The 21,542-nt window shown below is 57.4% G+C and carries 24 protein-coding genes; 15 read left to right on the top strand and 9 right to left on the bottom strand.

Annotation, left to right across the window (positions count from 1 at the left end):
- Positions 1-14 precede the first annotated feature (14 nt).
- From fimC to fimA, 3 genes are all read right to left on the bottom strand, one after another.
- Positions 15-707: a type 1 fimbria chaperone FimC gene (fimC, locus tag AC1VYI_RS19035; protein ID WP_023310643.1), complete on the bottom strand. Its 693-nt coding sequence runs from the start codon at positions 705-707 to the stop codon at positions 15-17.
- A 34-nt stretch (positions 708-741) separates the two neighbouring features.
- A complete protein-coding gene (fimI, locus tag AC1VYI_RS19040; protein WP_023310642.1) occupies positions 742-1,287 on the bottom strand; it encodes a type 1 fimbrial protein subunit FimI in 546 nt (181 codons plus the stop codon).
- A 68-nt stretch (positions 1,288-1,355) separates the two neighbouring features.
- The gene (gene fimA / locus AC1VYI_RS19045) at positions 1,356-1,919 is read right to left on the bottom strand and encodes a type 1 fimbrial major subunit FimA (RefSeq protein WP_023310641.1); all 564 of its coding nucleotides are present in this window, start codon (positions 1,917-1,919) and stop codon (positions 1,356-1,358) included.
- Between the two features lie 310 nt (positions 1,920-2,229).
- Here fimA and folD point away from each other — a divergent pair, with 310 nt between their 5' ends.
- The 5 genes from folD (at position 2,230) to AC1VYI_RS19070 (ending at position 6,749) form a co-directional block, all read left to right on the top strand.
- Positions 2,230-3,096 (top strand): bifunctional methylenetetrahydrofolate dehydrogenase/methenyltetrahydrofolate cyclohydrolase FolD, encoded by an 867-nt coding sequence (gene folD / locus AC1VYI_RS19050; RefSeq protein WP_008499332.1) that lies wholly within the window; start codon positions 2,230-2,232, stop codon positions 3,094-3,096.
- Position 3,097: 1 nt separating this feature from the next.
- A complete protein-coding gene (gene ybcJ, locus AC1VYI_RS19055; RefSeq protein ID WP_023310640.1) occupies positions 3,098-3,310 on the top strand; it encodes a ribosome-associated protein YbcJ in 213 nt (70 codons plus the stop codon).
- 234 nt (positions 3,311-3,544) lie between these two features.
- Positions 3,545-5,044 carry a PTS transporter subunit EIIC gene (locus tag AC1VYI_RS19060; RefSeq protein WP_023310639.1) on the top strand — a complete coding sequence of 500 codons (1,500 nt, stop codon included), beginning with the start codon at positions 3,545-3,547 and terminating at the stop codon, positions 5,042-5,044.
- Positions 5,045-5,130: 86 nt separating this feature from the next.
- The gene (gene malI / locus AC1VYI_RS19065) at positions 5,131-6,147 is read left to right on the top strand and encodes a Mal regulon transcriptional regulator MalI (RefSeq protein ID WP_023310638.1); all 1,017 of its coding nucleotides are present in this window, start codon (positions 5,131-5,133) and stop codon (positions 6,145-6,147) included.
- A 74-nt stretch (positions 6,148-6,221) separates the two neighbouring features.
- Complete coding sequence (locus tag AC1VYI_RS19070; protein WP_134866721.1) at positions 6,222-6,749, top strand: metal-dependent hydrolase; 528 nt, start codon at positions 6,222-6,224, stop codon at positions 6,747-6,749.
- An 89-nt stretch (positions 6,750-6,838) separates the two neighbouring features.
- Here AC1VYI_RS19070 and cysS read toward each other — a convergent pair whose 3' ends face one another.
- A complete protein-coding gene (cysS, locus tag AC1VYI_RS19075) occupies positions 6,839-8,224 on the bottom strand; it encodes a cysteine--tRNA ligase (RefSeq protein ID WP_045400770.1) in 1,386 nt (461 codons plus the stop codon).
- Positions 8,225-8,398: 174 nt separating this feature from the next.
- Here cysS and ppiB point away from each other — a divergent pair, with 174 nt between their 5' ends.
- The 7 genes from ppiB to mnmH all read left to right on the top strand — a co-directional run bounded on the left by ppiB (position 8,399) and on the right by mnmH (position 13,110).
- A complete protein-coding gene (gene ppiB / locus AC1VYI_RS19080; protein WP_023310635.1) occupies positions 8,399-8,893 on the top strand; it encodes a peptidylprolyl isomerase B in 495 nt (164 codons plus the stop codon).
- A gap of 3 nt (positions 8,894-8,896) precedes the next feature.
- On the top strand, positions 8,897-9,619 hold the full coding sequence (gene lpxH / locus AC1VYI_RS19085) for a UDP-2,3-diacylglucosamine diphosphatase (protein ID WP_134866722.1): 723 nt from the start codon (positions 8,897-8,899) through the stop codon (positions 9,617-9,619).
- Between the two features lie 137 nt (positions 9,620-9,756).
- Positions 9,757-9,966, top strand: coding sequence for a YdgH/BhsA/McbA-like domain containing protein (locus AC1VYI_RS19090; RefSeq protein ID WP_023310633.1), 210 nt, complete (start codon positions 9,757-9,759; stop codon positions 9,964-9,966).
- Positions 9,967-10,034: 68 nt separating this feature from the next.
- Positions 10,035-10,220 (top strand): hypothetical protein, encoded by a 186-nt coding sequence (locus AC1VYI_RS19095; protein WP_134866723.1) that lies wholly within the window; start codon positions 10,035-10,037, stop codon positions 10,218-10,220.
- A 161-nt stretch (positions 10,221-10,381) separates the two neighbouring features.
- A complete protein-coding gene (purE, locus tag AC1VYI_RS19100; protein WP_134866724.1) occupies positions 10,382-10,891 on the top strand; it encodes a 5-(carboxyamino)imidazole ribonucleotide mutase in 510 nt (169 codons plus the stop codon).
- Entirely contained in the window at positions 10,888-11,955 is a 1,068-nt protein-coding gene (gene purK / locus AC1VYI_RS19105; protein ID WP_045356447.1) for a 5-(carboxyamino)imidazole ribonucleotide synthase, read from the top strand. Before purE ends, purK begins: the two co-directional genes overlap by 4 nt.
- A gap of 84 nt (positions 11,956-12,039) precedes the next feature.
- On the top strand, positions 12,040-13,110 hold the full coding sequence (gene mnmH, locus AC1VYI_RS19110) for a tRNA 2-selenouridine(34) synthase MnmH (protein WP_134866725.1): 1,071 nt from the start codon (positions 12,040-12,042) through the stop codon (positions 13,108-13,110).
- A 123-nt stretch (positions 13,111-13,233) separates the two neighbouring features.
- On the opposite strand, the gene AC1VYI_RS19115 is transcribed toward mnmH, so the two are convergent.
- From AC1VYI_RS19115 to ybbA, 3 genes are all read right to left on the bottom strand, one after another.
- The gene (locus AC1VYI_RS19115) at positions 13,234-14,379 is read right to left on the bottom strand and encodes a porin (RefSeq protein ID WP_023310628.1); all 1,146 of its coding nucleotides are present in this window, start codon (positions 14,377-14,379) and stop codon (positions 13,234-13,236) included.
- A gap of 183 nt (positions 14,380-14,562) precedes the next feature.
- Positions 14,563-16,977, bottom strand: a complete 2,415-nt coding sequence (ybbP, locus tag AC1VYI_RS19120; RefSeq protein ID WP_226483447.1) for a putative ABC transporter permease subunit YbbP — start codon at positions 16,975-16,977, stop codon at positions 14,563-14,565.
- A complete protein-coding gene (gene ybbA / locus AC1VYI_RS19125) occupies positions 16,974-17,660 on the bottom strand; it encodes a putative ABC transporter ATP-binding protein YbbA (protein WP_023617272.1) in 687 nt (228 codons plus the stop codon). Before ybbA ends, ybbP begins: the two co-directional genes overlap by 4 nt.
- Here ybbA and tesA point away from each other — a divergent pair.
- Genes tesA through AC1VYI_RS19140 form a run of 3 tightly spaced genes read left to right on the top strand, consistent with a single transcriptional unit; the run spans position 17,631 to position 19,966 of the window.
- Positions 17,631-18,254: a multifunctional acyl-CoA thioesterase I/protease I/lysophospholipase L1 gene (tesA, locus tag AC1VYI_RS19130; RefSeq protein WP_032661743.1), complete on the top strand. Its 624-nt coding sequence runs from the start codon at positions 17,631-17,633 to the stop codon at positions 18,252-18,254. The genes ybbA and tesA overlap by 30 nt on opposite strands.
- A gap of 28 nt (positions 18,255-18,282) precedes the next feature.
- A complete protein-coding gene (locus tag AC1VYI_RS19135; RefSeq protein ID WP_014882827.1) occupies positions 18,283-19,053 on the top strand; it encodes an SDR family oxidoreductase in 771 nt (256 codons plus the stop codon).
- A gap of 58 nt (positions 19,054-19,111) precedes the next feature.
- Positions 19,112-19,966 (top strand): co-chaperone YbbN, encoded by an 855-nt coding sequence (locus tag AC1VYI_RS19140; protein WP_023310624.1) that lies wholly within the window; start codon positions 19,112-19,114, stop codon positions 19,964-19,966.
- Positions 19,967-20,015: 49 nt separating this feature from the next.
- On the opposite strand, the gene fetB is transcribed toward AC1VYI_RS19140, so the two are convergent.
- Together fetB and fetA are read right to left on the bottom strand one after the other, a co-directional pair.
- A complete protein-coding gene (gene fetB / locus AC1VYI_RS19145; protein WP_023310623.1) occupies positions 20,016-20,798 on the bottom strand; it encodes an iron efflux ABC transporter permease subunit FetB in 783 nt (260 codons plus the stop codon).
- A complete protein-coding gene (gene fetA, locus AC1VYI_RS19150; RefSeq protein ID WP_134866726.1) occupies positions 20,791-21,462 on the bottom strand; it encodes an iron efflux ABC transporter ATP-binding subunit FetA in 672 nt (223 codons plus the stop codon). The genes fetB and fetA overlap by 8 nt, the downstream gene beginning before the upstream one ends.
- Positions 21,463-21,542: the final 80 nt, after the last annotated feature.

A 21,542-nucleotide genomic window follows, 5' to 3' on the forward strand; every position in this document is an offset into this window, starting at 1 on the left:
CGCCCTGACTCTGCTCACAGGTTAACGCTACGCGCCGGAGTGATGGCACCGTAGTCATTCACGCTCTGCCAGGAAAGCGTGCCGCTGGCACCGGCTGGCAGCACCTGCTGTGCCGAGCTTTTCGGCGCAACCATCAGGTTTTCCAGCGTCTGCCCGCCCATCTTCAGATTGACGAGGGTGATGTAATACGGGGATGCGTTGCTGACCTTGAGATGGCTGCCCGCGCGCTCAAACCGCAGCTGGGAAAGCGCCTCTTCCGGCTGCATCGCCAGGTTGTTCGGGCGCACAAACAGCTTGATGCGTGAGAGGATCGCCAGCTGCAGCACGTTATTGTTTTCCGTTTTCGCTTTGTTCACCGACGGGATCGCCTTCACGTTCATGTAAAAGAGCGATTCACGATCGGCTGGCAGCGCTGGCCCGGCGTAAATAATACGCAGCGTGTTTTCACTGTTCGGCTCGCTGACAAACAGGGGCGGAGTGACGGCAAAGGTTTTTTCTTTTTGCCCGCTCGCATTTTCGATCCACGCGTTAATTAAATAGCGTTCCTGTTTGTTGCTGTTGGTGATCGCCAGCGACGTTTGCTTCGCCTCTGCGGGATAAATAACGCGCGTGGCCCCCAGCGCAATACCGCCGGAAGCATTTGCGCAGGCAGAAACCATCATCAAAATAAACGATAAAAAAAGTCCTGGTTTAATTAGGGTATTCATCACAACCGTACCTTTAATAATGTGTTCGCAGGTGTTATGGATAAATCAACGTAAACCAGACATCCGACTGAATTTTGCCTGGCTCGAGGTGTTCGGAAATAGCCCGATAGCGGGCGCTAAAATGGAACGCGAGCTCGCGGGTATCGATCGGCAGCCAGCTGACGGCCGTGGCGTTTGGGATAATCTGACGCTGCTGTTCGTCAAAGAGCGCCAGCCCCACGCCGCTGCTGACAGGCGTTTCCCCCGGCCGCGATGTCGCCAGAAAGACCTGCGGATCTTCTGCGGGCGTCACGCCCTGAAACTGGATCCCCACGGTGCGCGAAACATCAACGCTGCAGTCCAGCAGCCGCACGGTAAAAGGCACGTTAACCGTGGAAAAACTGCCCACACCGGAAAATGAATTGGTTCGGTACTGCCCCATGTCGATGCGCATATTCTGGCTGTCGGGCGCCACGGCACAGCCGCCGTTCACCAGTTCACCCCGGAGATGAACCTTGCCACCTTCGATCACCACGGTATGCGCCGATGCCGGACAAGCCATCGCAAGGGTTAACAGCAGTAGTGTTCCAGTCCTTGTCATCCTTCGTTCCTGGCATTTGCGTATGACGGGCCTCGTCCCTGAGGCCTGAACATCCCTGTGCGGAGGAATTACTCGTATTTCATTACGAAGGTGGCGTCAGCGTTCGCCTGGCCTGGCTCAGTGGTGGCAGCCGTTGATTTGTAACGCGCGGTGAACTTCAGGGTGTTCGTCCCTTCGATCAGCGTCTGCGCAGCAGAGAAGGTCGCACCGTCTGGGGTCAGAACGCTGGATTTGCTGTCGAGGATCTCGATACCCACGCCTTTCGCGGTGTTGTCGTTGTTACCGGAGGTCACGGCCAGCAGGGTTTTGTCGGTTGGGTCGATCTGACCGGTGAACGCAACAGCGGCAGTTTTGGCAACCAGCGGATCGCAATCATTCAGTTCAATGTTGAATGGAATATTAGAGGTGGTGTCGCCCACTTTGGTAAATTTCGCGGTACGATACTGGCCCAGATTAACGGTCTGCTCGGAAGAATCAGTATTTACTGAACAAGCCGCGTTAACCAGCTCACCTTTAAAATGTACGGTACCGCCATTAACGGAAACCGGCGCAGCAGGATCTGCTGCATTTGCGGCACCTGCAACCAGGGCCAAAGTAGCAATAACAGTAGAAGCAATGTTGCTGAGTTTCATGTCTATTCCTTTAAAATGTAAATAACCCTTCCCGCGAATAATCGGGAATAAGAAATACGTTCAATTGATTAATTGAAAGCTTATTTCGGAGGAGACAAAGTAGCTCAGGACGCGTTTTTTAAATATGTCAAAACGCTGCCATTTCGCCAGGTCACATCCTAATACCGCCTAAGAAATTGACCATCCCCTAAGAAGGGTTTTTGCGTCTCCCTGATAAAAACGCGTAAAGGGTGACTGACAGCGACGCTCGCTTCTGACAAAATACACGCCATCCCCCCTTTCAAACGTTACAGACGGAATCTTCTCTCTGATGGCAGCAAAGATTATTGACGGTAAAACGATTGCGCAGCAGGTGCGCTCTGAGGTCGCGGAAAAAGTGAAGGCGCGTAAAGCTGCCGGAAAACGCGCCCCCGGGCTGGCCGTTGTGCTGGTTGGCAGCAACCCGGCATCGCAAATTTATGTCGGCAGCAAGCGCAAAGCGTGTGAAGAGGTGGGCTTCGTCTCCCGCTCTTACGATTTGCCGGAAACCACCAGCGAAGCAGAGCTGCTGGAACTTATTGACACCCTGAATGCCGATAAAGAGATCGACGGTATTCTGGTTCAGCTGCCGCTGCCTGCAGGCATCGACAACGTGAAGGTGCTGGAGCGTATTGCACCGGATAAAGACGTGGACGGTTTCCATCCGTACAACGTTGGCCGTCTGTGCCAGCGCGCGCCGCGCCTGCGCCCGTGTACGCCGCGCGGCATTGTAACTCTGCTGGAGCGCTATAACATCGACACCTACGGTCTGAACGCCGTGGTTATCGGTGCCTCCAACATCGTGGGCCGCCCGATGAGCATGGAGCTGCTGCTGGCCGGGTGCACCACCACCGTGACCCACCGCTTCACCAAAAACCTGCGTCACCACGTCGAGAACGCCGATCTGCTGATCGTCGCGGTCGGCAAGCCGGGCTTTATTCCGGGCGAGTGGATCAAAGAGGGCGCGATTGTCGTGGACGTTGGGATTAACCGTCTGGAAAACGGCAAAGTGGTCGGCGACGTAGTGTACGAAGACGCCGCGGCTCGCGCCTCTTACATTACCCCAGTACCGGGCGGCGTAGGCCCGATGACCGTAGCAACGCTGATTCAGAACACGCTGCAGGCGTGCGAAGAATATCACGACGTAGAGGACGCGTAAGATGGCGACTTTTTCATTAGGTAAACACCCGCACGTTGAGCTGTGCGATCTGCTGAAGCTGGAAGGCTGGAGCGAAAGCGGTGCGCAGGCGAAAATCGTGATCGCCGACGGGCGAGTAAAAGTCGACGGCGTGGTAGAAACGCGCAAGCGCTGCAAGATTGTCGCGGGTCAGACCGTGAGCTTTGAAGGACAGAGCGTAACCGTTACGGCCTGAGCCGTTTTATGCCTTTACCCCAACCCTCTCCCACAGGGAGAGGGAATATTAAATCCCCTCACACCCATCGCGGTTATTTATCGATCAACTTCAAATAATCACTATTTCATCTGTTGAAATATGAAAATTCTGTTGCGCGTTTTTCACTCTTTGCCCACGATAAGTAGAACGTTCTACTAAAACGTTCTACTTACAATAACAGCGCCAAAAAAGCGCTACTCGGGGGAAATCAGCATGAGTCTGATATCAGGGTTTGTTAAATCGCTGTCTAAGTTATCGATGATTGGTCGCGCCTTAATGCTGCCAATTTCACTGCTTCCCGCTGCGGGCCTGCTGCTGGCCTTCGGCGATAAGTTCCATCTGCCGCTGATGATGAACGCGGGCGGGGTTATCTTTGATAACCTGCCGATGCTGTTTGCCATTGGCTCCGCCGTGGGTCTGGCGTCAGAATCCGGTATCGCCGCGCTGTCTGCGGCGGTGTCGGTGTTTGTCACGAATATCACCATCAGCACCGTGCTGAGCATCACGCCGGAAATGGCCTCCCAGGGCGGGAAATACGCCATGGTCGTCGGCATCCCGACGCTGCAGATGGGCGTCTTCGGCGGCCTGATCTGCGGTATTCTCGCGGCCTGGTGCTATAACCGCTTCCACACCATGCAGCTGCCGGAGTTCCTGGGCTTCTTCTCCGGCAAGCGCTTCGTGGCCATTGCAACGGCGTTCCTCTCGTTCCTGATGGGTCTGCTGCTGCCGTACGTGTGGCAGCATATCCAGGCCGGTATCGACGCGCTCTCCGTGGTGGTTAACGGCGATAATCAGGCGGCGTCGACCTTTATCTTCGGTCTGGTAGAGCGCGCGCTGATCCCGCTCGGCCTGCACCACATCTGGTATCCGTCCTTCTGGTATTCGTTCGGGGATTATACCACCCAGGCAGGACAGGTGATCCACGGCGACCAGACCATCTGGTTCAAGATGCTGGAAGAAGGAGTGAAATCCTTCAGCAGCGACACCTACCAGAATGCCGGTAAATTCATGCAGGGCGAATTCCCGCTGATGCTGTTCGCGCTGCCCGCCGCGTGCCTGGCGATGTATCACGAAGCCCATACGAAGAATAAGAAAATCGCGGCCGGTATTCTGTTCTCTGCGGCGCTGACCTGCTTCCTGACGGGGATCACCGAACCGGTCGAGTTTACCTTTATCTTCGTGGCGCCGATTCTGTACGTCTTTAACGCCATCATGGCGGGCCTGGCCTACATGACCATGTATCTGCTGCATGCGCATATCGCCAAGTCCTTCTCCGCGGGCTTTATCGACTATCTGTCATTCGGGATCCTGCCGTCCTTTAACGGTTATCAGACCAACTTCCTGAATGCGATTATCATCGGCATTCCAATGGGCCTGATTTATTACTTCACGTTCCGCTTTGTGATCCGTCGTTTCGACGTGAAAACGCCGGGCCGCACTGAAGTGACCGCCAACGCGGATGATAAGTCTGATTCAGAACTCGCGACCGAGATCATTACCCTGCTGGGCGGGGCGCATAACATCGACTCCGTCGGCTCGTGTATCACCCGCCTGCGCCTGGAAGTCGCAAAAAGCGAGGTGGTAGACAGAGACGGCCTGAACGGACTCGGCGCGCGCGGCGTGGTCTTCGTCGGCGACAACGGTATTCAGGTGATTTTCGGTGCCAGAGCACAGTTTATCGCCCAGACCATGTCCACCATGATCGGCAAATAATAAGATGCCTGAACGACGCGTCTCCTGTAGTCTGGGAGACGCATTGTCGTATCTGACTGATAATCGGTGAATTTCAGGGAGCGGTTTTGAAGAAAGTCAGCATTATTGATGTCGCAAAGCACGCGGGCGTGTCGGTCTCAACCGTCTCGCTGGTTTTGCGCCAGAAAGGGAAAATCTCAGAGGCAACGATCGAGAAGGTCAACGCTGCCATCAATACGCTGGGCTATGTTCATAACGTTGCCGCTGCCAATCTCCGCGCCAACACGTCCAATCTGATTGGCCTGATCCTCCGTGACTTTAGCGACAGTTTCTCCATCAAGGTGATGGCGAGCATCGTCCAGGATCTTGAAAAACAGGGGTATATGGTTTTTCTCGGCCAGCCCCAGAACGACCATGACCATCTTGAGCGCTGCCTGCTGTCGTTTAAGCAGCAGGGCGTCGCCGGGGTTATCTATCTGGCCTCCGATACCCGCACGTCTACCCTGCCGGAGCAGATTCGCCGCTGCCCGCTGCCGCTGGTGGTGGTCTCGCAGTCGCTGCTGGATGAAAAATGCAATCTGGTGATGCGCGATAACCGTCAGGCGGCAAATCTGGCGGTGCGTTATCTTATCGAGCGCGGCCATCGCAATATCGCCTACATTGGCGGACGTGAAGGCTGCCTTATTCGCGAACAGCGCCTGCTCGGTTTTCGCAGCGCGATGACGCAGAACGGGCTGGTCTGGCGCGATGAATATTCTCCGGCCTGCAGCGATGACACCCTGGCTGCGGGTTTCGCCACCCGCCAGCTGCTGGAAAAAAACAACACCATCACCGCCCTCCTCTGCCACTCTCCGGATGCCATGATCGGCTCCATCTCCGGTATTCATCAGGTGGGACGAACGGTGGGTAAAGATGTGTTTCTGACGCAGCAGGTCGCGCTGGTCGGTTTCGAAGATATGCTCCACGTTAACCTCACCTCGCCGTCATTCACCTACGTGTCGTCCGCCAGCGAAGAGACCGGGCGTCAGGCTGCCGGGCTGATTATTCGCACGCTGAAGGAGCCGACGCTGCAAACCCAGCGCATTACGCTTTCCGGGCAGCTTATCGCACGCGAGTCGGCGTAAAAATAAGAATTTGACGCGGATCTGCCGGCGCGGGATTGCTGCTATATTTCCATGATTTGCCATGGATAATCGCAATGCCTACCGTTATTACGCACGCCGCTGTTCCGCTTTGTCTGGGCTTAGGCTTCGGAACCAAAGTGATTCCTCCCCGCCTGCTGTTTGCCGGGATTGTCCTCGCCATGCTGCCGGATGCCGACGTGCTGGCGTTCAAGTTCGGCGTCGCGTACGGCAATGTTTTTGGCCATCGCGGCTTTACCCACTCCCTGCTGTTCGCCTTTGTGGTGCCGATACTCTGCGTGCTGATTGGCCGACGATGGTTCCGGGCCAGCCTGGCGCGGTGCTGGCTGTTTTTAACCGTGTCTTTGCTGTCGCACAGCCTGCTGGATTCGATTACCACGGGCGGGAAAGGCGTCGGCTGGCTGTGGCCGTGGTCAGATGAACGCTTCTTTGCGCCGTGGCAGGTCATTAAGGTCGCGCCGTTTGCGCTGTCGCGCTATACCACGCCGTACGGGCATCAGGTGATCGTGTCAGAACTGCTGTGGGTGTGGCTGCCGGGAGTCGTGCTGATGGGGTTGCTGTGGTGGAGGAAACGTGCGCGCTGATGCCCTCACCCCGGCCCTCTCCAACGGGGAGAGGGAGAAAACCTAACAATTCCCTCTCCCTGCGGGAGAGGGTTAGGGTGAGGGGAAAATTACTTACGACGCCAGGTCGTTCCCTGCGGGCCATCTTCCAGAATGATGCCCATCTCGGTCAGACGGTTACGCGCCGCATCTGCCGCCGCCCAGTCTTTTGCCTGACGCGCTTCCAGACGCGCTTTGATCAACGCTTCAATTTCCGCCACTTCACCGTCATCCGCCTGCGCACCGCTCTGCAGGAACGCGTCCGGATCCTGCTCCAGCAGGCCGAGCACGGAGGAGAGCTTACGCAGATGGGATGCCAGCGCATTCGCCGCGGCCATATCTTCTGACTTCAGGCGGTTTACTTCGCGCGCCATGTCGAACAGCACGGAGTACGCTTCCGGGGTGTTGAAGTCGTCGTTCATCACCTCAACAAAGCGGGCTTCGAACGCTTCGCCGCCCGCAGCAGGAACTGATCTGTCGGTACCGCGCAGCGCGGTGTACAGACGCTCCAGCGCCGAGCGCGCCTGTTTCAGGTTCTCTTCGCTGTAGTTCAGCTGGCTGCGATAGTGGCCGGACATCAGGAAGTAGCGCACGGTTTCCGCATCGTAATACTTCAGCACGTCGCGCACGGTGAAGAAATTACCCAGCGATTTAGACATCTTCTCGCGGTCAACCATTACCATGCCGGAGTGCATCCAGTAGTTAACGTACTCGCCGCCGTGGGCGCAGGTGGACTGCGCGATTTCATTTTCATGGTGCGGGAACATCAGGTCCGAACCGCCGCCGTGAATGTCGAAGTGCTTGCCCAGCTGCTTGCAGTTCATCGCGGAACATTCAATGTGCCAGCCCGGACGGCCTTCGCCCCACGGGGATGGCCAGCTTGGCTCGCCCTCTTTGGACATTTTCCACAGTACGAAGTCCATCGGGTTACGCTTCACGTCAACTACGTCAACGCGCGCCCCGGCCTGCAGCTGATCCAGATCCTGACGGGAAAGCGCACCGTAGGTTGGGTCCGTCGGCACGGAAAACATCACGTCACCGTTGTCCGCAACGTACGCGTGGCCGCGTGCGATCAGCTTTTCGGTGATCTCAATAATTTCGTGAATGTGGTGGGTCGCGCGCGGCTCGCTGTCCGGGCGCTGAATATTCAGGGCGTCAAAATCTTTATGCATCTCGACGATCATGCGATCGACCAGCGCAACGAAGCTTTCGCCGTTTTCATTTGCGCGCTTGATGATTTTGTCGTCGATGTCGGTGATGTTACGCACGTATTTAAGGGTGTAGCCCAGAAAACGCAGGTAGCGTGACACCACGTCAAAAGCGACAAAGGTACGGCCATGGCCAATGTGACAGAGATCGTAAACCGTAATACCACACACGTACATGCCGACTTCCCCGGCATGGATAGGTTTAAATTCCTCTTTCTGGCGCGTCATTGTATTAAAGATTTTTAACATCGAAGATTCCATGTAAACACGTGTGTGGTTGAAAACCGGCTATTCTACCCGTAATTCAAACCCGAAGCAGCACACAATGCAAGGTGATCGCATCCTGTGGTTATGCTATAACAAGCCCCTATAGATGACCCGAACGCGGGTCGACGTACCACAATAACGGAACAGGATGCAAAAATGGTTACTTTCCACACTAATCATGGCGATATCGTAATCAAAACCTTTGATGACAAAGCGCCTGAAACAGTTAAAAACTTCCTGGACTACTGCCGCGAAGGTTTCTACAACAACACCATTTTCCACCGCGTGATCAACGGCTTTATGATCCAGGGCGGCGGTTTTGAACCTGGCATGAACCAGAAAGAGACCAAAGAAGCGATCAAAAACGAAGCGAACAACGGTCTGAAAAACACCCGCGGTACGCTGGCAATGGCCCGTACTCAGGCTCCGCACTCTGCCACCGCGCAGTTCTTCATCAACGTGGCCGACAACGACTTCCTGAACTTCTCCGGCGAAAGCCTGCAGGGTTGGGGCTACTGCGTATTCGCAGAAGTGGTTGAAGGTATGGACGTGGTTGACAAGATCAAAGCCGTCGCTACTGGCCGCAGCGGTATGCACCAGGACGTTCCTAAAGAAGACGTTGTGATTACAAGCGTGACCGTCAGCGAGTAATTCGTGGCGACACTCTTTATTGCGGATCTGCATCTGCAAACAGAAGAACCGGCGATAACCGCCGGTTTTCTGCGTTTTTTACGCGGTGAAGCGAAAAGCGCCGATGCGCTGTACATCCTGGGCGACCTCTTTGAAGCCTGGATTGGCGACGACGACCCTAACCCGCTGCACCGTGAAATGGCAGCCGCCATTCACGCCCTCGTGGATTCCGGCGTTCCCTGCTACTTCATTCACGGCAACCGTGATTTCCTGATCGGCAAGCGCTACGCCCGCGAAAGCGGCATGACGCTGCTGCCGGAAGAGCAGGTGCTCGATCTCTATGGCCGCAGGGTCCTGATCATGCACGGCGACACGCTCTGCACCGACGATACTGGCTACCTGGCGTTTCGCGCCAAAGTCCACACCCCGTGGATCCAAAAGGTGTTCCTTGCGCTGCCGCTGTTTATCCGCAACCGCATCGCCGCCAGAATGCGCGCGGGCAGTAAAGCCGCCAACAGCAGCAAATCCCTGACCATCATGGACGTGAACCCGCAGGCCGTGGTGAGCGTGATGGAAAAGCATGGCGTTCAGTGGTTGATCCACGGTCATACGCACCGTCCGGACGTCCATTCCCTTATCGCCAACGGCGAAGCGGCCCATCGCGTGGTGTTGGGTGCCTGGCACACCGAAGGCTCCATGGTCAAAGTCACGCCAGAGGGCGTGGAGCTGATCGCGTTTCCGTTCTAATCCCTCACACTATCATTCTATTTTTTTGAACAATATCGGCAAATTGTTTCGATTTTAATCAGCCCGTGGTCGGCTTATTATTTATCACATCAGGGCAACACGCCCTATCCCAGATAAAATACTTAAGGAATACGACCATGAAATCCATCAAAACTTTCGTTGCAGTTGCCGCTCTTTCCCTGGTTTCTTTCGGTTCTTTCGCTCAAAGCGTGAGCGCAACCGCCTCTACCCTTGACCGCGCAGAAGCGAAAATTGCCGCGCAGGCCGCCGAGCAGAATGCCTCTTATAAAATCACGAGCGCGAAGGTCAACAACCGCGTGTACATGACCGCAGAACTGACTAAATAAAAACCCTGATTGCCGTGCCGCCAGCTACGACGTGCGACAGCGACAATACGATGAGGAAGGAACAGAGAATGAAAAACATCAGCATCGTAAGTACCCTGCTGCTGGCAGTCGTGGTGTCCACTGGCGCACAGGCCGCGGAGAATCGCATCTCCGTGCCAAAATCAGGCTCGAATGCCGACACCAGCATGGTAAATCATATCGATGTCAGCCGCGCGTTCGACAACGAGAACCTGTCCGCAGGGGATCTTCAGTAACATCACATAAAAGACCGCCATCGTGCGGTCTTTTTTGTTATCGCTTTCTCGCCATAACTGCTCACCTTTTAACCGCGCAACCGTTTTCCTTGCCCGTATAACATGCTATTCTCTGTGCCCTCGAAAGCAGTGTGTTTCGCACCACAGGAGTTTTAAGACGCATGTCTTCCCGCAATAATCCGGCGCGTGTCGCCATCGTGATGGGGTCCAAAAGCGACTGGACTACCATGCAGTTCGCCGCCGAAATCTTTGAAATCCTGAATGTTCCGCACCATGTTGAAGTGGTCTCCGCGCACCGTACACCGGACAAACTATTCAGCTTCGCCGAAAGCGCCGAAGAGAAGGGTTATGAGGTGATCGTTGCCGGTGCGGGCGGCGCAGCACATCTGCCAGGCATGATTGCCGCCAAAACCCTGGTGCCGGTACTGGGCGTTCCGGTCCAAAGCGCCGCGTTAAGCGGTGTGGATAGCCTCTACTCCATCGTCCAGATGCCGCGCGGTATTCCTGTCGGCACGCTGGCGATTGGTAAAGCGGGTGCTGCCAATGCCGCCCTGCTGGCGGCGCAAATTCTTGCGACGCACGATAAAGCATTACACCAGCGTCTGGCGGAGTGGCGTAAAGCCCAGACCGACGAGGTGCTGGACAATCCGGACCCGCGGGGTGCGGCATGAAGCAGGTTTGCGTCCTCGGTAACGGCCAGCTAGGCCGCATGCTGCGTCAGGCCGGTGAGCCGCTGGGTATTGCCGTCTGGCCCGTCGGGCTGGACGCCGAACCGGAAGCCGTACCGTTCCACCAGAGCGTGATCACTGCCGAGATCGAACGCTGGCCGGAAACGGCTCTGACCCGCGAGCTGGCGCGTCATAACGCCTTCGTTAACCGCGACGTGTTCCCGATCATCGCCGACCGTCTGACGCAAAAGCAGCTGTTCGACAAGCTCGGTCTGCCGACCGCGCCGTGGCAGCTCCTGTCCGATAAAAGCGAGTGGAATGACGTTTTCGCGATGCTGGGCGAGCTGGCAATCGTGAAGCGCCGCGTGGGCGGTTACGACGGCCGCGGCCAGTGGCGCCTGCGTGCAGATGAAACGGCAGAACTGCCGGACGACTGCTACGGCGAGTGCATCGTTGAGCAGGGCATCAACTTTAGCGGTGAAGTGTCGCTGGTTGGCGCGCGCGGGCACAACGGGCATACCGTCTTTTATCCGCTGACGCATAACCTGCATCAGGACGGCATTCTGCGTACCAGCGTCGCCTTCCCGCACGCCAATGCTGACCAGCAGGCGCAGGCGGAAGATATGCTCTCTGCCATCATGCACGAACTCGGGTATGTAGGCGTCATGGCGATGGAGTGCTTTATCACCCCGTCCGGTCTGCTGATCAACGAACTTGCGCCGCGCGTGCACAACAGCGGGCACTGGACGCAAAACGGCGCGTCCATCAGCCAGTTCGAGCTGCACCTGCGCGCGATCGTCGACCTGCCGCTGCCGCAGCCGGTGGTGAACAGCCCGTCGGTGATGATCAACCTGATCGGCACCGATCTGAACTACGACTGGCTGAAGCTGCCGCTCGTGCATCTGCACTGGTATGACAAAGAGGTCCGCGCGGGTCGTAAGGTCGGTCACCTGAACCTGAACGACAGCGACACGGGCCGCCTGAGCGCCACCCTGGAAGCCATGATCCCGCTCCTGCCGCCGGAATATGCGAGCGGTATTGTCTGGGCACAGTCAAAGCTCAAGTAAGACATCTGCGCCGGGGAGTTGACCTTCCCCTTCCCCGGCGTACAATCCCCGCCCATTGCTGCTGAGTTTTCTTCTGGAATAACCATGAACGATGGAACGGACTATCGCGCGATCCTCGCGTCTGATACCCCTTTAATCGACGTTCGCGCGCCGATCGAATTTGCCCAGGGCGCGATGCCTGCGGCGATCAACCTGCCCTTAATGAACGACGACGAGCGCGCCGCCGTCGGTACCTGCTATAAACGCCAGGGCCCCGAGGCCGCGCTGGCGCTCGGCCATCAGTTGGTGAGCGGCGAGACGCGTGAGGCACGCATCAACGCCTGGCGCGAGGCCAGCCTTGGCCATCCTGAGGGCTTTCTCTGCTGCGCGCGCGGCGGCCAGCGCTCGCATATCTCTCAGGCCTGGCTGAAAGAGGCGGGCGTCAACTACCCTCTGATCCGCGGCGGCTATAAGGCCCTGCGTCAGACGGCGATTCAGGTGACCATCGAGCAGTCACAAAAGCCGATGGTGCTTATTGGCGGCTGCACCGGAAACGGTAAAACCCTGCTGGTGAAGCAGCACGCTCAGGGTATCGATCTGGAAGGGCTGGCGCACCATCGCGGTTCGTCGTTTGGCCGCACGCTCACGCCGCAGCTTTCCCAGGCGAGCTTTGAAAATCACCTTGCGGCTGAGCTCCTGAAAAAAGACGCCGCGCGCTGGGTGCTGGAAGATGAAGGCCGGATGATTGGCTCCAACCATCTGCCGGAGTGCCTGCGCGACCGCATGGTTGAAGCCCCTATCGTTGTCGTCGAAGACCCGTTTGACGTCCGTCTTGAGCGCCTGCGCGAAGAGTATTTCGATCACATGTGGGCGGACTTTTCTGCCGCCTACGGCGAGGAAGCAGGCTGGAGGGAGTACAGCGAGTACCTGCACCACGGCCTGTTCGCCATTCGCCGCCGCCTGGGGCTGCAGCGGTATGCAGAATTCACCGCGCTGTTAGATTCCGCGCTGCTGGAACAGCAACGCTCCGGCAGCACAGAGGCGCACTTCAGCTGGCTTGCGCCGCTGCTGAAGGACTATTACGACCCTATGTACGGCTATCAGCTGGAGAAAAAAGCGGAGAAGATTGTCTATCGCGGGACGTACGAAGAGATTGCTGAGTGGCTTGATCGCTAAAATAAAGTCGGATGGCGAGGTAAAAGCAAAACGGCAACCAGGGTTGCCGTTTTTAATGTTTGTTCCCTCTCCCCGTGGGAGAGGGTCAGGGTGAGGGCATCATGCCGCACCCTACAAAACGACTTAGAAGTCGTAACGCAGACGCACCAGGTTCATGTCGCCCAGATTGTCGGTGCTGGAGGTGAACACGTGTTCGTAATCCACGCGGAAGCCGTAATCCAGCTGGAAGCTGATACCCACGCCGTTGTCGATGCGCTGGTAGTTACGGCCGTTCACGTACTCAATACGGTCACCCATGAAGTAAGGCTGGATGGATTTGACCGCGTACTGACCGATTGGGAACTTGTAGCCCGCAAAGTATTCAATACCCCATGCATCACCGGCGAAGTAGTCGTTAACAGACACTTTTTTGGTGGTCAGGAAGTTCTGATACCAGCCGCCGCCTGCGGAGAAGGTCCAGTTGTCCGGCGTCCAGCTCAGCGCGGTACCGAGGATGTTCTGGTCGTAGGTTTTGCTGTCGCCGTTGTCCGGGTTACGCATGTCCGCGCGGGTGTAGTTCCACGCCGCGCCCCAGGTCAGGTCGGTGGTCAGGTGGTAATCCAGACCCAGCGAGCCGCCGCCTTTACGCTTGTAGCGCAGGCCGTTGCCCGGCAGGTATTCGCTGTCTTCAAACAGGTAGGATGCATAAATGTCGGCATCACCCACGGTTTTCTTATATTTCAGCATCTGGCGTGAACGGTAAGATCCGTCGTAATCGCCGTTGATACCGTTACCCGGAGCCTGACCGATCATGTCGTAGTCCCAGATATCGGTTTTCGCGCCCACCACATCATAGTAAACGCTGTTCTGTTGACCGAAGGTCAGCGTACCCCAGGTGTCGCTCTTCAGACCGGTGTAGAGCATACGACGCGTGGTGTCGTGTGCGCCGTCGGCGTAGTGGTGATCCCAGTTAAACTGCGCAGGAATATTGACACCCAGCTCGTAGTAGCTGATCCAGCTGATGTCATCAAACAGATAGTAATCAGCCGCGAAACGGAAACGGGTGCCGCCGTCAAAGCCGTTACGCTTGTAGCTGTTTTTACCATCGTCGCCGGTCATGTTCTGGAACTGAGGACGAATACTGCCGCCAACGGTAAAGTTCAGGCGGCTCAGCGGGTTACCCGCCTGAGGATCCTGCTTAAGAACGGTGATTTCCGCCTGAGAAGCGAAGGTAGTCAATGCCACTGCCGCGCCGATCGTTGCCGCCAGCGCTGATTTTTTTATAGTCATTATTTTTCCTTAATAGACACGCTGCTAAATATTTAGCGGGTGAATATTAACTGGAAATAATCGGGCTGTGGGGTCGGGTTTTTAATGTTTTGTGCTACTAAATGAGTGGGTATTATCACTTTGTGCTATTAAAACATTACGCGCCGGTATTAAATCCCGGCGCGCAACTATCACTCTTCTAAATCAAATCGTAAACTGCCGGAACAGGGCTTTGCCCTTTAGCAGCCGCGTGCCGAGCCAGCCGCCGCAGAGGGAAAGCAGCGCAGCGCCGCACAGAGGCAGGGTCAACCAGAGACGCCAGTCAGGCTCCCACGGGAAGTCAAAGACCTTTGTCTGCAGCACCGCCAGCGCCGTTTCCGCGCCAATGGCCGCTACCAGACCCGCCACCAGCCCCAGCAGCGCAAACTCGCTCCAGAGCGTCATCCGCAGCAGCCGCTTTCCGGCCCCTAGCGTGCGGTAGACCACCAGCTCCTGATGGCGCTGGCGCATGCCCACCTGTACCTGAGCCAGCAGCAACAGCACGCCGCAGATCGTCACCAGCACCACCATGACCTCCAGCGCGCGGCTCACCTGCTCCAGCACCTGCCCTACCTGCTTCAGGATCGCCCCGATATCCAGCAGGCTGACCGTTGGAAACTCCCGGTTGAGCTGGGTCAGCATGCCGTTGCCGTTTTCCCAGCGGAAGCTGGTCAGCCAGCTCTGCGGCTGCCCGTCCAGCGCCCCCGGCGGGAAAATAAAGAAGAAGTTGGGCCGCAGGCTTTCCCAGTCAACTTTACGCAGGCTGGTGACTTTCGCGGTAAAATCCTGGGTATCGCCGGTAAAGGTCACGCTGTCCCCTAGCTTCACGTTCAGCCGCGTCGCCAGCCCCTCTTCCATCGAAACCTCACCCGCTTTCGGCGGCCAGGTGCCCGTAGTTATCGGGTTATGGTCAGGGCGTTTCTCCTGCCAGGTCAGGTTCAGCTCGCGGTTCAGCGACTCGTCCTTATTCCCCTCCGTTGGCTGACCGTTGATCCGCGTCAGACGCGCGCGCACGATGGGATAGAACGACTCAGGGATAATGTGATGCTCCGACAGGAAGCCCTTCAGCGGCGTGACCTGCTCAGGGGCAATGTTGATCAGGAAATAGTTCGGGCTTTCCGGGGGAAGCTGCTGCTGCCAGCGATCCAGCAGATCGCCGCGCAGCACTAACAGCAGCGCCAGCAGCATAAACGACAGCGAAAACGCCGACAGCTGGCTGAGCGTTGACCACGGCTGATGCAGCAGGCGGTTGACCGCCAGGCGCACGGGCAGGGATTTCACCGTGAGCCGCTTCAGGACGTTGAGCAGTATCCAGCCCAGCACGCCGCACAGCAGCGCCAGCACAACCGCCCCGGCCAGTACCGCCCACAGCAGCGTGCTGCCCCCCATCAGCCACGCCAGCAGCCCCACCGCCACGGCAATAATCACCGGAAGGTAGAACTTCAGCGGCCAGACGTTCGCCACCACATCGTTGCGAAGCACGCGTAGCGGCTGCGTCGCGAGCAGCAGGCGGTAGGGGCGTAGCCCCACCAGCAGAGAAATCACCGTCATTGCGCCCATTGCCCACAGCCACGGCCAGAGGCTGGCCGGCGGCAAGGCGGCCGGGAGCACCGGCTTCAGCATCACCATCAGCAGTTTTTCAAACAGCAGCCCCATTATTCCGCCGGTCAGCGCGGACAGAATCAGCAGCATCAGCCACTGGCCGACAATCAGCTTGCGCAGCTGCGCCCTGCCCGCCCCCAGGGTTTTGAGGATCGCCACCAGGTCGTAACGGCTGCGGCAGTAATGCCCCATCGCCACGGCAACCGCCGCCACCGCCAGCAGCAGGGTCAACAGTGCCGAAAGCAGCAGGAACTGCTGAGAACGCTCAAGAGATTTACCGAGCGCCCCTTCGTCCTGCTCCAGCCCGTACCAGCGGTGCTCTGGTTTGAGCTGCGGCAGAAGCCATTTTTCGTACGCGTCAAGCTGGGCAGGCGTGCCGCCAAACTTATAGCGCCAGGTGACGCGGCTGCCCGGCTGAACAGCATGGGTTGCCGCAACATCCGCGGTGTTCATCAGCAGGCGCGGCGCAAGCTGGAAGGGGTTAAAGCCGGAATCGGGCTCCTGCACCACTTCCCCGGCGATTTTCAGCGTGGCGTCACCGACGTCGATACTGTCGCCGGGTTTCAGGTTCAGAAGCGCCATCAGACGTGATGCCAGCAGCACCGTGCCGGGCTTGGGCTTCAGCCCGGGCGGGCTGGTCTGCAGTTCGCCGTACATCGGGTAGATATCATCGACGGCTTTAACGCTGGCGAGCTGCGGCGTGTCGCCCGCAAAGGTCATGGTCTGGAAGCTTATCTGCTCCCCCACCTTCAGCCCTTCTTTACGCGCCTCTGCAATCCAGCCCGACGGCACCGGGCGGGAGCTTTGCAGCGCCCGGTCCCCCGCCATAAACTCCCGGCTCTGCTGGCTGAGCCCTTTTTCCATGCGGTCGCTGACGCTGCCGAGCGCCAGCACGCAGGCCACCGCCAGGCTTAGCGCCAGCCAGACAATCAGCAGCGAGGGGGAACGCCACTCGCGCCAGAACCAGCGGGTAATCATGCCTCCTCCTGAAGAATACCGTTCACCAGCCGCAGGCGGCGATCGCAGCGGGCGGCGAGCTGAGGATCGTGGGTCACGAGGATCAGCGTGGTGCCGTGCTCGCGGTTGAGCGAAAACAGCAGGTCGGCAATCCGGTCTCCGGTTTTACGGTCAAGGTTACCGGTGGGCTCATCGGCAAACAGGACTTCGGGACGACCGTTAAACGCCCGCGCCAGCGCCACGCGCTGCTGCTCGCCGCCGGAAAGCTGTGCGGGAAGATGGTCGAGACGCTTGCCCAGACCGAGCTGCTCCAGCAGCGCCTTCGCGTGCGCCCGGCTTTCTCGGCTGTTTTCACCGCGCAACAGCGCCGGGAGTTCGACGTTTTCCAGCGCGTTCAGGGTTGGGATCAGCATAAAGGACTGAAAGACAAAACCAACGTGACGCGCGCGCAGCGCGGCCCGCGCCTCTTCATCAAGCTGATGCAGCGGTTGCCCGACAAGATGGACCTCGCCGCTGCTGCCGTCGTCCAGACCGGCCAAAATCGCCAGCAGCGTGGACTTACCGGAGCCGGATTCGCCAATCAGCGCGATGGTTTCAGCGCGTTTGACAACGAGTTCAACTCCAGTAAGGATGGAAAGCTCGTGTTCCCCCTGACCGACGGACTTCTTAAGATGATGAACTTCAACACTGTTTTCCGCTGGCATTTGCCCTTCCTGTTTTTGATTCTGATGACCTTCCGCGCGGCGGCAGCGGACACGTTACTGGTTCTCGGCGACAGCCTGAGCGCAGGCTATCGCATGGCGGCCAGCGCGGCCTGGCCCGCGCTGCTCAACGACAAATGGCAGAGCAAGACGTCGGTAATCAACGCCAGCATCAGCGGCGATACCTCGCAGCAGGGCCTGTCGCGCCTGCCTGCGCTGCTCAAACAGCATCAGCCTCGCTGGGTGCTGGTGGAGCTTGGCGGTAACGATGGATTGCGCGGTTTTCAGCCTCAGCAAACCGAGCAAACGCTGCGCACCATTTTGCAGGACATTAAGGCGGCAAACGCCCAGCCGCTGCTGATGCAAATTCGCCTGCCCGCCAACTACGGTCGTCGGTATAATGAAGCCTTTAGCGCGATCTACCCTAAGCTTGCCAAAGAGTTTGATATTCCGCTGCTGCCATTTTTCATGGAAGAGGTGTATCTCAAACCCCAGTGGATGCAAGACGACGGGATCCACCCCAATCGCGATGCTCAGCCGTTTATTGCCGACTGGATGGCAACGCGGCTGGCTCCTTTAGTTAAACATGACTCCTGATTAAGCGGAGATCCTGACAGGTAAAGTTATGCAAAAATCGGTCTTAATTACAGGATGTTCCAGTGGAATCGGCCTGGAAAGCGCGCTCGAACTGAAGCGCCAGGGGTTTCGGGTGCTGGCGGCCTGTCGCAAACCCGACGATGTCGAACGCATGAACGGGCTGGGCTTTACCGGCGTGCTGCTGGATATGGACTCGCCGGAGAGCGTTGAACGCGCCGCCGATGAAGTGATCGCGCTGACCGACAATCGTCTGTACGGGCTCTTTAACAATGCCGGCTACGGCGTGTATGGTCCGCTGGATACACTTTCCCGCGAAACGCTGGAGAAACAGTTTTCGACCAACTTCTTCGGCGTGCATCAGCTCACCATGCGTCTGCTCCCCGCGATGCTGCCGCACGGTGAAGGGCGCATCGTGATGACATCGTCAGTGATGGGGCTGATTTCCACCCCCGGCCGCGGCGCCTACGCCGCCAGCAAATATGCGCTGGAGGCCTGGTCCGACGCCCTGCGCATGGAGCTGCGCCACAGCGGCATCAAGGTTAGCCTGATTGAACCCGGCCCGATCCGCACCCGCTTTACCGAAAACGTGAACCAGACCCAGGCGGATAAGCCAGTCGAAAACCCCGGCATCGCCGCACGTTTTACCCTCGGGCCAGAGGCGGTGGTGGCCAAAGTGCGCCATGCTTTTGAGAGTGAACATCCCAAAATGCGCTATCCGGTAACGCTGGTCACCCACGCCGTAGGCTGGTTAAAGCGCCTGCTGCCGGGCCGGATGATGGACAAAATTTTGCACGGTTGAGTTGAAGCGACGACGCTCATCCCCATGTAAAGAACAAACCGACAAAAGAGAAAGCCGCATGTCCGTACAGAATATCGTCAATATTACAGAAGCTAACCTGCAACAGACCCTTGAACAGTCGATGACCAAACCGGTCCTGTTCTACTTCTGGTCTGAACGCAGCCAACACTGCCTGCAGCTGACGCCGGTGCTGGAAAGCCTTGCTGCCCAGTACAACGGTCAGTTCATTCTCGCCAAGCTGGACTGTGACGCCGAGCCGATGGTGGCGTCTCAGTTTGGTCTGCGCGCCATTCCTACCGTCTATCTGTTCCAGAACGGTCAGCCCGTTGATGGCTTCCAGGGGCCGCAGCCGGAAGAGGCGATTCGCGCCCTGCTGGATAAAGTGCTGCCGCGCGAAGAAGAGCTGAAAGCGCAGGAAGGCATGGCGCTGATGCAGGAAGGTAAATACGACGAGGCGCTGCCGCTGCTCAAAGAGGCGTGGCAGCTGTCGAATCAGAATAGCCAGATCGGCCTGCTGCTTGCGGAAACGCAGATCGCCCTGCACCGTTCAGAAGACGCGGAAGCCGTACTCAAAACGGTTCCGCTGCAGGATCAGGACACCCGCTATCAGGGTCTGGTCGCGCAGATTGAGCTGCTGAAACAGGCCGCGGACACCCCGGAAATTCAGCAGCTGCAGCAGCAGGTTGCCGACAACCCGGCCGACGCTGCGCTGGCAAGCCAGCTGGCGCTGCAGCTGCACCAGGTCGGGCGTAACGAAGAGGCGCTGGAGCTGCTGTTCAGCCACCTGCAAAAAGACCTGGCAGCCGCAGACGGTCAGGCGCGTAAGATGTTCCAGGAAATTCTGGCCGCGCTGGGCACCGGAGACGCGCTGGCGTCGAAGTATCGTCGTCAGCTTTACGCGCTGCTGTACTAACAAAAAAAAGCCCGGTGGCGCTAACGCTTACCGGGCCTACAAAACAGGCTTAACCCGTTTTCTTTAATTGCGTCACCACCAGCTGGTGGCGCGCGTTGTAGAACTTCCGATAGGTCAGGTAGCAGGCAATGATGGTTGACAGGCTTGCCGTGGAAAGCAGCATAAACGTCACCATGATCTGATACTTAATCGCTTTTACCGGATCGATACCGGCAAAAATCAGCCCCGACATCATGCCCGGCAGGCTCACCAGCCCCACCGTTTTGGCTGAATCGACCGTTGGGATCAGCGATGAGCGAATGCTCTCACGAATCAGCCGCGCCGAGGCCACTTTAGGCGTCGCTCCCAGGCTTAACTTCTCCTGAAGCTGCTGCTGTTCACTGCTGAATCGCTGGCCGAGATTGTTATAACACAGCCCAACGGCCACCATGGCGTTCCCCGCAATCATCCCGGAGATAGGGATAACCTGCATCGGCGTAAAGGCAATCGAGCCGGAGAGCACCAGCACCGCCAGCGTGAGCGCCGTCCCGGTGGTAATAGCGATAAACGAAGAGATAAACGCCTTATCTATATATTTACTGCGTTTTTTCGCATTCCACGCCGCGTTGAAACAGATAAAGAGCACCATCAGCAGCGTCAGCACAGCGTGGTTGACGTTGAAAATATACTTCAGCACATAGCCGACGATGATGAGCTGAACCACCGCGCGGCAGATACTCCACACAATATCTTTTTCCAGCCCCAGCTTTTCCCGGTAGCTGACCACAATCGCAATCAGCACCAGCACCATCGAAAACGCCAGTGATTCATTGGTAATGTTATGCTCACCCACGGTTAGCCTCCTGCATTTTCCCGCCGTGCGGCTGAAGCGTAATCACGTCATCCGCATGGGTTATTTCATTAGCGTCGTGCGTCACCCACAGCACGGCAATATTCTGCTCCCGGGCGTAGCGATGAATAATCTCGTTAACGTTGCGTTTGTTGACGTCATCGAGCGCGCTGGTAATTTCGTCCAGCAAAAGCACCTTCGGTAAAAACTGCAGGTTGCGGATCAGCGAGACGCGCTGCTTTTCTCCGCCCGACAGCGCAGCGATGGATTTGGTTAACGTCTCCTGCGCCAGACCAAAGCGGGCCAGATCGCTGATAAACTTTTCCGGCTCCGGCGTTTTATTGCGGATTTGCCACGGGAAAATCAGGTTGTCATAAACCGTATCGCCAAAAAGCACGGGGGTTTGCACGCAGTAGGAGACCTGCTGGCGATAGTTTTCCGGGGACAGTGTTGCGATATCCTGTCCTTCAAACAGAAGGGTGCCCTCCGTCGGGCTGAGGAGTGAGGCCACAATTTTCAGCAGCGTGCTTTTACCGCAGCCTGAAGGGCCCGTGATTAATTTAAACTCGCCCGGCGACAGGCTAAACCCGACGTGCTGAAGAATAATGTTTTCTCCGGCACGAAATCCGATATCCCTGAGATGTAATAGTTCTTTTTTATCGTTCATTACGCTTCCGTTAACCGCTTCGTGTAATAACCGCCTGTAGCATAATCCTTTCGTGCGCACAGAGCGAATAGCCTCACGCT

It is taken from the genome of Enterobacter sp. QK-SA4 (assembly GCF_056856775.1).

Bases quoted from the DNA above. Each gene is read 5' to 3' on its own strand.
- fimC (WP_023310643.1), bottom strand. From the start codon at position 707: ATGAATACCCTAATTAAACCAGGACTTTTTTTATCGTTTATTTTGATG.
- fimI (WP_023310642.1), bottom strand. From the start codon at position 1,287: ATGACAAGGACTGGAACACTACTGCTGTTAACCCTTGCGATGGCTTGT.
- fimA (WP_023310641.1), bottom strand. From the start codon at position 1,919: ATGAAACTCAGCAACATTGCTTCTACTGTTATTGCTACTTTGGCCCTG.
- folD (WP_008499332.1), top strand. From the start codon at position 2,230: ATGGCAGCAAAGATTATTGACGGTAAAACGATTGCGCAGCAGGTGCGC.
- ybcJ (WP_023310640.1), top strand. From the start codon at position 3,098: ATGGCGACTTTTTCATTAGGTAAACACCCGCACGTTGAGCTGTGCGAT.
- AC1VYI_RS19060 (WP_023310639.1), top strand. From the start codon at position 3,545: ATGAGTCTGATATCAGGGTTTGTTAAATCGCTGTCTAAGTTATCGATG.
- AC1VYI_RS19070 (WP_134866721.1), top strand. From the start codon at position 6,222: ATGCCTACCGTTATTACGCACGCCGCTGTTCCGCTTTGTCTGGGCTTA.
- cysS (WP_045400770.1), bottom strand. From the start codon at position 8,224: ATGTTAAAAATCTTTAATACAATGACGCGCCAGAAAGAGGAATTTAAA.
- ppiB (WP_023310635.1), top strand. From the start codon at position 8,399: ATGGTTACTTTCCACACTAATCATGGCGATATCGTAATCAAAACCTTT.
- AC1VYI_RS19090 (WP_023310633.1), top strand. From the start codon at position 9,757: ATGAAATCCATCAAAACTTTCGTTGCAGTTGCCGCTCTTTCCCTGGTT.
- AC1VYI_RS19095 (WP_134866723.1), top strand. From the start codon at position 10,035: ATGAAAAACATCAGCATCGTAAGTACCCTGCTGCTGGCAGTCGTGGTG.
- purE (WP_134866724.1), top strand. From the start codon at position 10,382: ATGTCTTCCCGCAATAATCCGGCGCGTGTCGCCATCGTGATGGGGTCC.
- purK (WP_045356447.1), top strand. From the start codon at position 10,888: ATGAAGCAGGTTTGCGTCCTCGGTAACGGCCAGCTAGGCCGCATGCTG.
- mnmH (WP_134866725.1), top strand. From the start codon at position 12,040: ATGAACGATGGAACGGACTATCGCGCGATCCTCGCGTCTGATACCCCT.
- AC1VYI_RS19115 (WP_023310628.1), bottom strand. From the start codon at position 14,379: ATGACTATAAAAAAATCAGCGCTGGCGGCAACGATCGGCGCGGCAGTG.
- ybbP (WP_226483447.1), bottom strand. From the start codon at position 16,977: ATGATTACCCGCTGGTTCTGGCGCGAGTGGCGTTCCCCCTCGCTGCTG.
- tesA (WP_032661743.1), top strand. From the start codon at position 17,631: ATGAACTTCAACACTGTTTTCCGCTGGCATTTGCCCTTCCTGTTTTTG.
- ybbA (WP_023617272.1), bottom strand. From the start codon at position 17,660: ATGCCAGCGGAAAACAGTGTTGAAGTTCATCATCTTAAGAAGTCCGTC.
- AC1VYI_RS19135 (WP_014882827.1), top strand. From the start codon at position 18,283: ATGCAAAAATCGGTCTTAATTACAGGATGTTCCAGTGGAATCGGCCTG.
- AC1VYI_RS19140 (WP_023310624.1), top strand. From the start codon at position 19,112: ATGTCCGTACAGAATATCGTCAATATTACAGAAGCTAACCTGCAACAG.
- fetA (WP_134866726.1), bottom strand. From the start codon at position 21,462: ATGAACGATAAAAAAGAACTATTACATCTCAGGGATATCGGATTTCGT.